We start from the raw sequence: 12056 nt of genomic DNA, 5'->3' as shown, positions 1-12056 counted from the left end.
TTTCGCGGGCTCGCCCGCGAAAGGGCCAGCAGTCTTACGACCAACGCCCCAGGTAAAGCTGCTGCTCTCGCCAGGCCTCGTCCTGCACCACCGCCCTGAACCGCACCACCGTCCCCGGCATGCACTGCGCCAGTTGCGCCAGCGCCAGCGGCGTCAGCGCGCCCAGCCGCGGGTACCCACCAATGGTTTGCCGGTCATTGAGCAACACGATCGGCTGCCCGTCTGGCGGCACCTGTACCGCCCCCAGCGGGATCCCTTCGGAGATCATCGGCGCCCCTTGGTACACCAGCTGCGGCCCCAACAACCGGATGCCCATGCGGTCGGCCCGGCTATCCAGCGTCCACTCCCGGTTGAATGCCTCGAACAAGCTGGTACCGCTGAATTCACCGATCTGCGCGCCCATCACCAGGTCCAGCACCGGCTTTTGGGCGAACTGCGGGCACAACGCTTGCGGCACTTCGCGCAGGGGGGCATTGCTACCGGTAAAAGCCAATGCCTGGTGTTTAGCCAGCGCAGCACCCTGGCCATCGATGCCACCCAGTGCTTCACGTACCACAGTGGCACAACTGCCCAGCACATCCTCGCCCAGAAACCCACCCGGTGCCGCCAGATACGCCCGCACACCCACTTTGGGCTGCTTCAGGGTCAAGCGCTGCCCCTTGGCCAGGGCAAAGCTGCGCCATGGCGCCAAGGGCTGATCATCGACACACGCATCCAGGTCGGCACCGGCCAGGGCCAGCACGCAATCCTGTTCGGCCACCACGCAAAAACCACCCAGCGCCACCTCGACCACCGGCGCCCCCAACGGGTTGCCCAGCAGCCAGTTGGCCCAGTGCATCGCCACCCAGTCCAGCGCCCCGCCCTGGGTCACGCCAAGGTGGCGCACGCCAAAGCGCCCGGCATCCTGTAACTGGCACAACGGCGTACTGGCCTCGATCATCAACTGCTTCATCCCTGCGCCTCCACATCACCACCCATGGCCAGGAATTCGCTGCGCGAAACCGGCACGAAGCGCACCCGGTCACCGGGTTGCAAGAGGCTGTAACCCTCACGCTCACGGTCGAACAACCGCACCGGGGTGCGCCCGATCAGGTTCCAGCCACCCGGCGATACTGCCGGGTAGGCCGCCGTCTGGCGCTCGGCAATACCCACGCTGCCCGCCGCCACGCGCTTGCGTGGGGTACTCAGACGAGGGCTGGCCAGGCGCTCGTCGACCAGGCCCATGAAGCCGAAACCCGGTGCGAAGCCCAGGGCAAACACCGGGTAATCGCGTTCACCGTGCAAGCGAACAATCTCCGCTTCACTCAAGCCGCTGCGGGCTGCCAGCACAGGCAGCTCGGGGCCGACACTGGCGTCGTACCACACCGGGATCTCGTGTCGGCGGCCGCCACTGCCTGTGTCAGGCTGCAAGCCGTCCAGCGCCTGAGCGATTCGCGCCCTGGCCTCGCCTGGCGCCAGGGCAGACTGCACCATCAGCGTAGTATAAGACGGCACCAGGTCCAGCAAATGCTCGCCGAACGCCGCGCTCAAGCGCCGGCTGGCGGCGAGCATCCATGGCATGTTGACCTCATCGATACGGTCGAACAGGCGTACCATCAGGCTGTCGATGGCGACCACTTCGATTCGCGGCTTCATCACACCTCCAGCCCATCGAGGGCCTGGCGAATCTGCCGCACCGCCGCCACCGAACTGTCGTTGTCGCCATGCACGCAGAGGGTGCGGGCGGCAAGCTGCAAGGCGCTGCCATCGTCAGCCAACAGCGTTTCGCCTCGGGCCAGACGCACCGCCTGCTCCACCACCCGCGCCGGGTCGTGATGCACCGCGCCCGGCAGGCGCCGCGACAGCAGATGGCCGCTGGCAGTGTATGCGCGGTCTGCGAACGCCTCGAACCACAGCGGCACGCCGATTTCATCGCCCAGTGCCTGGGCGGCACGGTTGTCGGCGGTGGCCATCAGCATCAACGGCAGGTTGCTGTCATAGGCCGCGACGGCCTCCAGCACGGTACGCAGCTTGAGCGGGTCGGCCATCATGTCGTTGTACAGCGCACCATGGGGCTTCACATAGGCCACGCGACCACCCAGCACTTTGCAGATGCCATCCAGCGCACCGATCTGATAATGCAGCAGGTCACGGATTTCTTCCGGGCTGCAGGCCATGGAGCGGCGGCCGAAGCCGACCAGGTCCGGGTAGGCCGGATGAGCGCCGATAGTCACCCCGTGCTCAAGCGCCAACGTCACCGTGCGGCGCATGATACCGGGGTCGCCGGCGTGGTAGCCGCAGGCGATGTTGGCGCAATCGATGTAAGGCATGACCTCGGCATCCAGGCCCATGCGCCAGCTGCCGAAACTCTCGCCCATGTCGCAATTGAGTAGCAGGCGTTCCACCACGCGGTCTCCCTTGTCGTTGTGCATATGCCTACCTTACCGCGCCTGCAGCTGTTTGCCGCGGGTTTCAGGCAAGCTCAAGGCCGCCACGATCACAATGCCGTAGGACACCGCAGAAAACACGCCGATACCCAGGCCCAGCGGAACATTCTGGCCGAGCATGCCGATCATCAACGGAAACAGCGCGGCAATGACCTTGCCGATGTTGTAACAGAAGCCCTGCCCCGAACCCCGAATGCGCGTGGGGAACAGTTCGGTCAGAAACGCCCCCATGCCGCTGAAGATACCCGAGGCGAAGAAGCCCAACGGGAGGCCCAGCCACAGCATCACGCCATCGCTGACCGGCATCTGCGTGTACAACAGCACAATGACGAAAGAGCCCACGGCGAACAGGATGAAGTTCTTCTTGCGCCCCAGCAGGTCGGATAGATAAGCGCTGACCACATAGCCCATGTATGAGCCGACGATCACCATGGCCAGATAGCCACCCGTGCCCAGCACGCTCAGGCCGCGTTCGTTCTTCAGGAAGGTTGGCAGCCACGAGGTGATGGCGTAGTAGCCGCCGAGCGCCCCGGTGGTCAGCAGGGATGCCCGCACAGTGGTCCAGAGCATGCCCGGGGCGAAGATTTCGTAGAAGCGCGAAGGTGCCTCGGCGTTTTCCACTGCCTTGGCCTTGCGATAGACCTCAGGGTCCTTGACCAGGCGGCGAACGAAGATCACGAAGATTGCCGGTACCAGCCCCAGCAGGAACAACGCACGCCAGGCCTGCTCTGCCGGCAGCCAGGAGAACAGCAGCGCATAAAGGATGGCCGTGAGGCCCCAGCCAATTGCCCAGCCGGACTGCACCATGCCCACCGCCTTGCCGCGGTCCTGGGCGCGGATCACTTCGCCTATCAACACCGCGCCGGCGGTCCACTCGCCACCGAAGCCAAAGCCCATCAGGGTTCGGGCAATCAGCAATTGCTCGTAGTTCTGAGCGAAGCCGCACAGGAAGGTGAAGAAGGCGAACCACAACACCGTCAGTTGCAGGGTACGCACCCGGCCGATGCGGTCGGAGAGGATACCGGCCACCCAGCCTCCTACAGCCGAGGCGATCAGCGTGCTGGTGTGGATCAACCCGGCTTCGGTGGTGGTGATACCCCACAGCATGATCAGCGTAGGGATGACGAAACTGAGCATCTGCGTGTCCATGCCGTCCAGGCCATAGCCAATCTTGCAGCTCCAGAAGGTACGTCGTTGCTGTTTGTCGATGTCGCGGTACCAGGCGAAAGGCCCGGACGAAGGGAGGGTACTGACCTGCTGCTGCACGCCGGTGGGGTTCATGGATGCCTCGGCTTGTTGGTATTGTTTTATGGGCGACATGAAGCGTCGCGGCCTGGGCGCCATTGTTCAGAGGCCGCCTCGCCTGCGTCCAACGAAAAAAACCGCCGGTCTGGATTAAGAAAAACTGATCATGAACCTTCGCTTCCTCGAAACCTTCGTCTGGGTCGCCCGGCTCAAGAGCTTCCGCCTGACGGCAGAAAAGCTGTTCACCACCCAGGCTTCGGTATCCAGCCGCATTGCCGCACTGGAGGCCGACCTGGGCGTGAAGCTGCTGCTGCGCGACTCCCGCGGCGTCAGCCTGACCCCGGAAGGCAGCAAGGTACTGGAATACGCCGAACGCATGCTGGAAACCGCCAAGGCCATGAAGCAATCGCTGGACAGCGACCGGGCCAAGGTCGGGCGCATTCGCATCGGGGTGATGGATACTGTGATCCACACCTGGATGAGCGCGCTGGTGGCGGAGCTGACCGAGCGCTACCCACAGGTGGAAATCGAACTGGTGGCCGACACCGCGCTGAACTTGCGCGAGCAGCTGCAGAAGGGCTTTCTTGACGTTATCTTGCAGACCGACTTGCTGCGCGAGCAATCGATCCGCAGCCTCGACCTGGCACGCTACCCAATGGGCTGGGTGGTGGCCGCAGGCGCCCACCAGCACCGGGACTATGCGTCGCTGGCCGAACTTGGGCGCGAGCGCATCATCACCTTCTCGAAGAATTCACGGCCGCACCAGGAGGTGCTGAGCTTGCTGCAGGCTGCGGGGGCAGAGGCACCACGGTTGAATTGTGTGAACTCGGTGGCGGCGATTACCCGGCTGTTGCGCGACGGCTTTGGCATTGGCGCGCTACCGCCGGCGCTGGTGGATGCCGAGTTGGGCCGGGGCGAGCTGGTGCTGCTGGAAGGGTTGCAGCCGCCGCCGAGCCTTGAGCTGGTGGTGGCGTGGCAGACCGGGGTGGCGTTGGTCGATGAGGTGGTTGGGGTTTGCCGGCAGGTGTTGGCGCGGTATGCGCGGGATGTGGGTGGGCAGCGGATCGTGCTGGTCTGACCAACAGTCTCCGCCTGTAGCGGCCCTTTCGCGGGCATGCCCGCGAAAGGGCCGGTACAGGTACAGCAGAACTTAGCGCCAGCTCTCTTTCACCACCCTGCGCCGCCCGCCCAGGATCAGCCAGCCAATCCCCAGCAACAGGCTTTCGACCACAAAGGCCAGCACAAAACCGGCACCCACACCCCAGCCAATCGCCTCGGGTACCAGCAGAATCTGGTAGCTGTAGCCATTGAGGGTTTCTTCACGCAACTGCGGGTCGGCCTGTACCAGCACATGCCAGGTACGCCCGGCCCATGACCCTTGCAGCACCTGCCATTCGTTTTCCAGCAGTTCGTTGCGGATCATCAGGCTTTCGATGCTGTTGGCATCACTGTTGAACACCGGGTCGTCGCTGCTGCGGTAGTGCTGCAGCAGCGCCTGCAAGTCGCCCTTGAAAAAGCGCTCGGCCGTTTGCCGGAACCCATCGAGCGCCTCGCGCGATTCGAACAGGTGCGCCTCGACCCGCTGGCTATAGTCCTTGACCAGCCCCGGGACCTGGATACCGGCCAGCAGGCCGAAGGTGAACAACAGCAATCGCAGGTAACTTCTGAACATGCAGCGTCCTTAGCTCTGGCCGTGCGCCACGCACTCGCCGTGCCGCCACAGGGCCCACTGACCCGGCGCGTAGCGGTGCCAGGTCTCGTTCTCGGTCAGGGCCTCGGTGGCAATCACCGTGACCACGTCGTTGGGGGTGGTTTCGGTATGAAAATCGACGATCAGGTCGACATCCTTCAACCGTGCGGCACCGAATGGCGCACGGCGGGTAATGTGCACCAGCTTTGTCGAGCAGAAGCAGAACAGCCAGTCGCCATCGCTGAGCATGCAGTTGAACACCCCCAGATCCCGGTAGCCGGCACAGGCTTCGACCAGCACTGGCAGCAGCTGTTCCACCGGCACCGGTTCGGGGAAGGCGCTGCGGATGCGGTTGAGCAAGTCGCAGAAGGCCGCTTCGCTGTCGGTGTCGCCCACTGGCCGGTAGAAACTGGCCAGGCCCTTGAAGTCACCCAGCTGGCCGTTGTGCGCGAAGCACCAGTTGCGGCCCCACATTTCCCGCACGAACGGGTGGGTGTTGGACAGGCACACCCTGCCGACGTTGGCCTGACGGATATGACCGATCACCACTTCACTTTTGATCGGGTAGCGCTGCACGAGGTTGGCCACTTCCGACTCGCTGCTCGCGGCCGGGTCCTGGAACAGGCGCAGGCCGCGGCCTTCGTAAAAGCCTATCCCCCAGCCGTCACGGTGCGGGCCGGTTCGCCCGCCCCGCTGCATCAGGCCGGTGAAGCTGAAAACGATGTCGGTAGGGACGTTGGCACTCATGCCCAGCAGTTCACACATAGGCGTGTCTCCGTTTACAGACGGGGCTCGACCCGGCCTGCGCCACGCGCAGCGGCTGGCGGCAAGTCGTCACGGTAACGGTCGCTGCGCTCGGCAGCCAGCGGCGCCTGGGTGCCGAGCTGGTCATCCTCGGCCCGCTGACGCCTGGCGGCGGCTTCGGCCTGCTCACGGCGTGCGTGCGTGCGCTTTTCCAGCGGCCAGCGCAGCAGCACGAAGAGGAAGTACAGGCCGAAGGCGATCATGCCGTACATGGCGAAGTCGGACACAGCGCGCCAGGCGTTGTTGCCGACCTTGAAAGCGACATCCAGCGCAGTGATGGCGATTGCAGGGGCGAAGCTGTCCTTGACCGGGTCGACGATGGTCGGGGTCAGCAGCAGCACCGCCAGCACCACGCGTAGCGGTTCGCGCAGCCAGCGCCACATCCAGCCGGTGAGCTTGAAGCCCACCAGCAGGCACCCTAAGGCGGCTACTGCGTACAAGCCCCAGGCGAAGGTGTAGTCGTTCTCGGTCATGGTGTTCGTGCAAGCCAGGCAAAGAGATGCCTATGATAAACACTTTTCCGGGCGCAGACAGTGTTTGCCTGTGCCGGCCTCTTCGCGGGTAAACCCGCTCCTACCTCGGTGCGATCCCTGTTGGAGCGGGTTTACCCGCGAAGAGGCCGGCACAGGCAACTCCAATCAAGAGACCTTCAATGCCAACCAAGCCCCAACCCCCGATTGCCCAAGCCGACCAGGCCACCGACCCGTATGCCTGGCTGCAACAGCGCGACACCCCCGAGGTACTCGCTTACCTGCAAGCTGAAAACGCCTACCAGGAAGCCTGCCTGGCCGACCAGGCACCGTTGCGTGAGCGCCTGTTCGAAGAAATCAAGGGCCGCATCCTGGAGACCGACCTGTCATTGCCGGCGCCCTGGGGCCCCTACCTGTACTACACCCGTACCACCGCCGGCGACGAATATCCGCGTCACTACCGCTGCCCACGTCCGGCCGACGACTCGAACACCGTCGATGAAAGCCAGGAGCAACTGCTGCTCGACCCCAACGCCCTGGCCAACGGCGGTTTCCTCTCCCTGGGCGCGTTCAACATCAGCCCCGACCACCGCCTGCTGGCCTATAGCCTCGACACCAGCGGCGACGAAATCTATACCCTGTACGTCAAAGACCTGGCTAGTGGCAGTGTCACTACCCTGCCCTTCGACGACTGCGACGGTAGCCTGACCTGGGCCAACGACAGCCAGACGCTCTTCTTCGCAGAGCTGGACGACACCCACCGCCCATGGCGCCTGCGTCGCCACACCTTGGGCACCGACGCCGCGCACACCGTGTTCGAAGAGCCAGATGGGCGTTTCTTCCTGCACTGCTACCGCACCAGCTCCGAGCGCCAGCTGGTGCTGCTGCTGAACAGCAAGACCACCAGCGAGGCCTGGGTGCTGGACGCCGAAACCCCGCAGGCGCCGTTCACCTGCCTGGCGCCGCGCGTCGAAGGCCACGAATACTTCCCCGACCATGGCCAACTCGACGGCCAGTGGCGCTGGTTCATCCGCACCAACCAGGATGGCATCAACTTCGCCCTGTACCACGCGCCAGCCGCGCCAGTGCCAAGCCGCGAACAGTGGCAGGTGCTGGTGGCGCACCGCGACGCGGTCATGCTCGAAGGCCTCAGCCTGAACGCCGGTGCCCTCACCCTGAGCCTGCGCGAAGGCGGCCTGCCGATCATCGAAGTCCGCCCGCAGGGCTTGCCGGCCTACCGCGTCGAACTGCCAGACGCAGCCTACAGCCTGTACGTGCAGGACAGCCTTGAATTTGCCAGCACTCGCATACGCTTGCGCTACGAAGCGCTCAACCGCCCGGCCCAGGTGCGCCAACTGACGTTGCCCACGGGCGCCCAGGTGGTGCTCAAGCAAACCCCGGTGCTCGGTGCATTCGATGCCGATGACTATGTCAGTGAGCGCCTGTGGGCAACCGCAGCGGACGGCACCCTGGTGCCGATCAGCCTGGTACGCCGCCGCCAGGACCTGGGCAAGACCGTGCCACTGTACCTGTACGGCTATGGTGCCTATGGCGAAAGCCTCGACCCCTGGTTCTCACATGCGCGCCTGAGCCTGCTGGAGCGCGGCGTGGCCTTTGCCATCGCCCACGTGCGAGGTGGTGGTGAACTGGGGGAAGCCTGGTACCGTGCCGGCAAGCAGGAGTACAAGCACAACACGTTCAGCGACTTCATCGCCTGCGCCGAGCACATGATCAGCCAGGGCGTGACTGCCGCCGACCGCCTGGCCATCAGTGGTGGCAGCGCTGGCGGCCTGCTGATCGGCGCGGTGCTCAACCTGCGCCCGGCGCTGTTCCGCTGCGCCATTGCCGAAGTGCCGTTCGTCGACGTGCTCAACACCATGCTCGACCCGGAGCTGCCGCTTACCGTGACCGAGTACGACGAATGGGGCAACCCTGAGGAGCCGGAGGTGTATGAACGGATCAAGGCTTATGCGCCGTACGAGAACCTGAAAGCGCAGGCCTACCCGGCGATGCTGGTGGTGGCGGGCTACAACGACAGCCGCGTGCAGTATTGGGAGGCAGCCAAATGGGTGGCGAAGTTGCGCACACTCAAGACCGACAGCAACCTGCTGCTGCTCAAGACCGAGATGGGGGCTGGGCATGGCGGGATGAGCGGGCGGTACCAGGGGTTGAAGGATGTGGCTCTGGAGTATGCGTTCGTGTTTGGCGAGCTGGGTATTCTTTGAGATAGCGGGGGGCGCGTTGCACCCCCCAGCCCCCTCAGCTCGCACCCGTCAATCATCCTCCACAACCGGCTTCGGCGGCTCCGGCCGCAACCCGGGCAATGGCTGATCCTTCGGCGGGCCGGGCACTGGCATCGGCGGCAACAGTGGCGCCCCCGGCTGGCTGTCGTAAGCCTTGGGCGGTGTACTCGGGGTTATCTGCGGGTATGGCGTGGGCGTAGGCGTACCCGGTGCACCAGGCACTGGCGTATTGAGACGAGGTGGCGTGCTGGCAGCTTCTGCCAGGGGCAGGCCAGCCATCAACAGCGCGGCGAGGATCGCGTGAAACATCAGCAACCTCCTGTCGGGAACCTTTCTACAGGCTACGCCTAAATCAACGCTTTCGCCTGTCCGCCTGACCTGCAAGCGCGCTAGACTCAATGGCATAACCGTCACCTGCCTGATCAGAACAAAGGAAACACCATGAGCTCCACCTCTTCTGCCGCCGCTACCGCGCGCCTCGACCGCATCCTGGCCGATGCCAAGCGCGACAAGGAAATGGGCTACCGCGACAAGGCCCTGAGAATGTACCCGCACGTGTGCGGTCGCTGCGCCCGCGAGTTCGCTGGCAAGCGCCTGAGCGAGCTGACCGTGCATCACCGTGACCACAACCACGACAACAATCCTCAGGACGGCTCCAACTGGGAGCTGCTGTGCCTGTACTGCCACGACAACGAGCACTCGCGCTACACCGACCAGCAGTACTTCAGCGAAGGCTCCACCAGCACCCCGAGCATTGCCAAGGCTACGCACAACCCGTTTGCCGGGCTGGCGGGCATGCTGAAGAAAGACTGACCATCGATTCGCCCCCCGCTGTTACCGGGCAGCCCGTATAATCGCGCTTTTTTCGCGAAGGGCCCCGGTACGTGGCAAACAAACGATACAGCTGCATCGGCCTGTTCAACCCCAAGTCGGCAGAAAACGTCGGCTCTGTGATGCGCGCCGCGGGCTGCTATGGCGTCAATTCGGTGTTCTACACAGGCAAACGCTATGAGCGCGCACGTGACTTCGTCACCGACACCAAGCGCGTGCACTACGACATCCCGCTGATCGGCATCGACGACTTGCAGCGCATTATCCCGCTGGGCTGCACGCCTGTGGCGGTGGAACTGGTAGAGGGTGCGCGGCCATTGCCGGACTACACCCATCCGGACCGGGCTATTTACATCTTCGGGCCAGAGGACGGCTCGTTGAGCGAAGACGTGCGGGGATGGTGTGAAGAGACTATCTACATCCCGACCGAGGGCTGCATGAACCTGGCGGCGACGGTGAATGTGGTGTTGTATGACCGCATGGCCAAAGGGCTGAATACCCGCTCAGGGCCCAAGTTCAAATAACAAGGCCGTGCGGCGAAGCTTGGGCTGTCAAAGGCCGGGACAGGCGCCAGGGATGCCTTGGGCCTGTATGAAAAGCCTTGAGACGAAGGTCAGGCAAGGCTTTTCATACGGGCCTTAGTGCAACACCTTGCTCTGCAGCACATCCGAACGCCGCCCCAGCACGTTCTCGCTGATCTGCACGAAGTCCTCGGTACTGACGCTGGGCAGGCGCATCAGCCCACGCACTACATCGTCCAACGAACGTTTGGCCTGGGTGTGAATGCGGATTTCCTTGTCCAATGCCTGCAACAGCATCACGCCACGGGCCACCTGGGCCGGGCTTGCGCGCTCACCCTTGAGCCGGTTGACCTTGGCGCCCTGCTTGCTCAGACGCGCCTGCCAGACCTGGTAGCGGTCATCACTCATCCCGCCCGAGCGGCGTAACAACTCGTTGGCGTAATAATCGGTCAGGCTCTCTACCAGCCAGTCACTGCCGTCACGCCCCTCAATCTGCGCGAACAGTTGCACCAATTCGCGCAGCAACGGGCTATTGCCGTTTTCGCTGACCATGGGCCGGGCACTGTTCAGGTACAACGAGCCCTGCGCAGCCATAGCCCCTCGCCACATGCCGTCACGCGCCCCGACCAAGAGCAGCTTGGGCGGGTTACGCGGGAACACAGCTTGTAGTTGTGGCCAGACGAATGTGAGCAAGGTCAGGCTGTCCATGCGCCGCATGCCCTGCCCCACCGGCGCGGCCACGGTCACTTCGGTCTCGCCCAGGCGAGCGCGGCGGCTGCCCAGGTCGCCGGCAAGCATCCAGCCGGTCGGGCGATCGAACAGGCGCGACACGTTGTCGATGCGAAACTTCCCCTTGCCGATGCGCGGCCAGGAGGTTTCGATGCTCTTCCAGCCCTCGGGCAGGTCGAAAGCCAGGCGCGCCACCAGCTCGGTACCATCCTGCTGGTCGAGGCGCGCAGGGGGTATCAGCTGGTCGCCGAGGAACAGGGCCCAGTGCGGGGTGATGCGTGATGAATAGGCGCCGCTGGCCAGCTTCTGGTCCAGTTGCACACGGTAGCTGAGGCTGGTCTTGCCGGCCGCTGGCTGCCAGATACCACGTTGCCCCTTCAGCTGCCATTGCCCATCAGCCTGGAAGCCGCTGTAGGCCCCAGCCTTGCCCAGGTCGAAGTCCAGGCTGCGCACGGCGCTGCCTTCGGCCAATGTCACGCGGACCTCGGCCTGGCCGCTGGCAGGCAGCAAGCGCACCTGGTAGTCGAGGTCGACCTTTTTCGCCCAGGCCGGCGAACTGGCCATCAGGCCCAACAGCAACATCAGGTGGCAACGCATACAGAAACTCCTTGTTTCCCCGAGGCAGCGGGCCGCGCCGGTCAGCTGGCGCGAAAGATCAGGTGGTCTTCCCAGTCGTCTTCGTGCACATCGTGTTCACTGAGCATACGTCCCGACTGGGAAATGCGCTGTTCATGAACCTGTTGCCGGTCGCCACAAACCAGGTGATGCCAGGCCGGCAAGTCCTTGCCCTCACTGACCAGGCGGTAACCGCAGGTACTCGGCAGCCACTTGAACTGGTCGGCCTTGCCCGGGGTGAGCTGGATGCAGTCTGGCACTTGGGCGAAGCGGTTGGGGTAGTCGCTGCACTGGCAGGTATTCAGGTCCAGCAATTTGCAGGCGATGCGCGTGTAATAGACGCTGTTGTCGTCTTCGTCCTCGAGCTTTTGCAGGCAGCACAGGCCGCAGCCATCGCACAGCGACTCCCACTCTTGCTGGCTGAGCTCTTCGAGGGTCTTGCGCCGCCAGAACGGCGCGTTTTCAGCGATCATCACACAGGG

14 protein-coding genes are annotated in these 12056 nt (G+C 64.1%); 4 read left to right on the top strand and 10 right to left on the bottom strand.

Annotated features, from left to right (window positions below; all coding sequences use genetic code 11):
* Positions 1 to 34: 34 nt before the first annotated feature.
* The 4 genes from LU682_RS07135 to LU682_RS07120 are packed head-to-tail and all read right to left on the bottom strand — an operon-like array spanning position 35 to position 3707.
* Positions 35 to 952, bottom strand: a complete 918-nt coding sequence (locus tag LU682_RS07135; RefSeq protein ID WP_010955244.1) for a 5-oxoprolinase subunit C family protein — start codon at positions 950 to 952, stop codon at positions 35 to 37.
* Complete coding sequence (pxpB, locus tag LU682_RS07130; RefSeq protein ID WP_049586992.1) at positions 949 to 1635, bottom strand: 5-oxoprolinase subunit PxpB; 687 nt, start codon at positions 1633 to 1635, stop codon at positions 949 to 951. The genes LU682_RS07135 and pxpB overlap by 4 nt, the downstream gene beginning before the upstream one ends.
* A complete protein-coding gene (locus tag LU682_RS07125) occupies positions 1635 to 2411 on the bottom strand; it encodes a 5-oxoprolinase subunit PxpA (RefSeq protein WP_010955246.1) in 777 nt (258 codons plus the stop codon). Before LU682_RS07125 ends, pxpB begins: the two co-directional genes overlap by 1 nt.
* Positions 2412 to 2420: 9 nt before the next feature.
* Positions 2421 to 3707 carry an MFS transporter gene (locus LU682_RS07120; protein ID WP_010955247.1) on the bottom strand — a complete coding sequence of 429 codons (1287 nt, stop codon included), beginning with the start codon at positions 3705 to 3707 and terminating at the stop codon, positions 2421 to 2423.
* 130 nt (positions 3708 to 3837) lie between these two features.
* Here LU682_RS07120 and LU682_RS07115 point away from each other — a divergent pair, with 130 nt between their 5' ends.
* Complete coding sequence (locus LU682_RS07115) at positions 3838 to 4749, top strand: LysR family transcriptional regulator (RefSeq protein ID WP_010955248.1); 912 nt, start codon at positions 3838 to 3840, stop codon at positions 4747 to 4749.
* Positions 4750 to 4821: 72 nt separating this feature from the next.
* Here LU682_RS07115 and LU682_RS07110 read toward each other — a convergent pair whose 3' ends face one another.
* The 3 genes from LU682_RS07110 to LU682_RS07100 are packed head-to-tail and all read right to left on the bottom strand — an operon-like array spanning position 4822 to position 6638.
* Complete coding sequence (locus LU682_RS07110; RefSeq protein WP_010955249.1) at positions 4822 to 5343, bottom strand: DUF2937 family protein; 522 nt, start codon at positions 5341 to 5343, stop codon at positions 4822 to 4824.
* 9 nt (positions 5344 to 5352) lie between these two features.
* Positions 5353 to 6126 carry a class II glutamine amidotransferase gene (locus LU682_RS07105; RefSeq protein WP_010955250.1) on the bottom strand — a complete coding sequence of 258 codons (774 nt, stop codon included), beginning with the start codon at positions 6124 to 6126 and terminating at the stop codon, positions 5353 to 5355.
* Positions 6127 to 6140: 14 nt separating this feature from the next.
* Positions 6141 to 6638 carry a hypothetical protein gene (locus LU682_RS07100; protein WP_010955251.1) on the bottom strand — a complete coding sequence of 166 codons (498 nt, stop codon included), beginning with the start codon at positions 6636 to 6638 and terminating at the stop codon, positions 6141 to 6143.
* Positions 6639 to 6817: 179 nt separating this feature from the next.
* Here LU682_RS07100 and LU682_RS07095 point away from each other — a divergent pair, with 179 nt between their 5' ends.
* Positions 6818 to 8860 (top strand): S9 family peptidase, encoded by a 2043-nt coding sequence (locus tag LU682_RS07095; protein WP_010955252.1) that lies wholly within the window; start codon positions 6818 to 6820, stop codon positions 8858 to 8860.
* 48 nt (positions 8861 to 8908) lie between these two features.
* On the opposite strand, the gene LU682_RS07090 is transcribed toward LU682_RS07095, so the two are convergent.
* Complete coding sequence (locus LU682_RS07090; RefSeq protein ID WP_049586991.1) at positions 8909 to 9187, bottom strand: hypothetical protein; 279 nt, start codon at positions 9185 to 9187, stop codon at positions 8909 to 8911.
* A 132-nt stretch (positions 9188 to 9319) separates the two neighbouring features.
* Here LU682_RS07090 and LU682_RS07085 point away from each other — a divergent pair, with 132 nt between their 5' ends.
* Positions 9320 to 9691 carry a YajD family HNH nuclease gene (locus LU682_RS07085; protein WP_003254676.1) on the top strand — a complete coding sequence of 124 codons (372 nt, stop codon included), beginning with the start codon at positions 9320 to 9322 and terminating at the stop codon, positions 9689 to 9691.
* Positions 9692 to 9762: 71 nt separating this feature from the next.
* The gene (locus tag LU682_RS07080) at positions 9763 to 10233 is read left to right on the top strand and encodes an RNA methyltransferase (protein ID WP_010955253.1); all 471 of its coding nucleotides are present in this window, start codon (positions 9763 to 9765) and stop codon (positions 10231 to 10233) included.
* A gap of 114 nt (positions 10234 to 10347) precedes the next feature.
* On the opposite strand, the gene LU682_RS07075 is transcribed toward LU682_RS07080, so the two are convergent.
* Both LU682_RS07075 and LU682_RS07070 read right to left on the bottom strand, forming a co-directional pair.
* Positions 10348 to 11556, bottom strand: a complete 1209-nt coding sequence (locus LU682_RS07075; protein ID WP_010955254.1) for a hypothetical protein — start codon at positions 11554 to 11556, stop codon at positions 10348 to 10350.
* Positions 11557 to 11597: 41 nt separating this feature from the next.
* Entirely contained in the window at positions 11598 to 12047 is a 450-nt protein-coding gene (locus LU682_RS07070; RefSeq protein WP_014590031.1) for a YcgN family cysteine cluster protein, read from the bottom strand.
* Positions 12048 to 12056 lie beyond the last annotated feature (9 nt).

The organism is Pseudomonas alloputida, from assembly GCF_021283545.2.
Lineage (GTDB): Bacteria > Pseudomonadota > Gammaproteobacteria > Pseudomonadales > Pseudomonadaceae > Aquipseudomonas > Aquipseudomonas alloputida.
Note: the sequence above shows the minus strand (reverse complement) of the source record. Positions and strands in the feature narration are given on the sequence as shown.

Bases quoted from the DNA above. Each gene is read 5' to 3' on its own strand.
- LU682_RS07090 (WP_049586991.1), bottom strand. From the start codon at position 9,187: ATGTTTCACGCGATCCTCGCCGCGCTGTTGATGGCTGGCCTGCCCCTG.
- LU682_RS07110 (WP_010955249.1), bottom strand. From the start codon at position 5,343: ATGTTCAGAAGTTACCTGCGATTGCTGTTGTTCACCTTCGGCCTGCTG.
- LU682_RS07120 (WP_010955247.1), bottom strand. From the start codon at position 3,707: ATGAACCCCACCGGCGTGCAGCAGCAGGTCAGTACCCTCCCTTCGTCC.
- LU682_RS07135 (WP_010955244.1), bottom strand. From the start codon at position 952: ATGAAGCAGTTGATGATCGAGGCCAGTACGCCGTTGTGCCAGTTACAG.
- pxpB (WP_049586992.1), bottom strand. From the start codon at position 1,635: ATGAAGCCGCGAATCGAAGTGGTCGCCATCGACAGCCTGATGGTACGC.
- LU682_RS07100 (WP_010955251.1), bottom strand. From the start codon at position 6,638: ATGACCGAGAACGACTACACCTTCGCCTGGGGCTTGTACGCAGTAGCC.
- LU682_RS07075 (WP_010955254.1), bottom strand. From the start codon at position 11,556: ATGCGTTGCCACCTGATGTTGCTGTTGGGCCTGATGGCCAGTTCGCCG.
- LU682_RS07095 (WP_010955252.1), top strand. From the start codon at position 6,818: ATGCCAACCAAGCCCCAACCCCCGATTGCCCAAGCCGACCAGGCCACC.
- LU682_RS07085 (WP_003254676.1), top strand. From the start codon at position 9,320: ATGAGCTCCACCTCTTCTGCCGCCGCTACCGCGCGCCTCGACCGCATC.
- LU682_RS07125 (WP_010955246.1), bottom strand. From the start codon at position 2,411: ATGCACAACGACAAGGGAGACCGCGTGGTGGAACGCCTGCTACTCAAT.
- LU682_RS07070 (WP_014590031.1), bottom strand. From the start codon at position 12,047: ATGATCGCTGAAAACGCGCCGTTCTGGCGGCGCAAGACCCTCGAAGAG.
- LU682_RS07115 (WP_010955248.1), top strand. From the start codon at position 3,838: ATGAACCTTCGCTTCCTCGAAACCTTCGTCTGGGTCGCCCGGCTCAAG.
- LU682_RS07105 (WP_010955250.1), bottom strand. From the start codon at position 6,126: ATGTGTGAACTGCTGGGCATGAGTGCCAACGTCCCTACCGACATCGTT.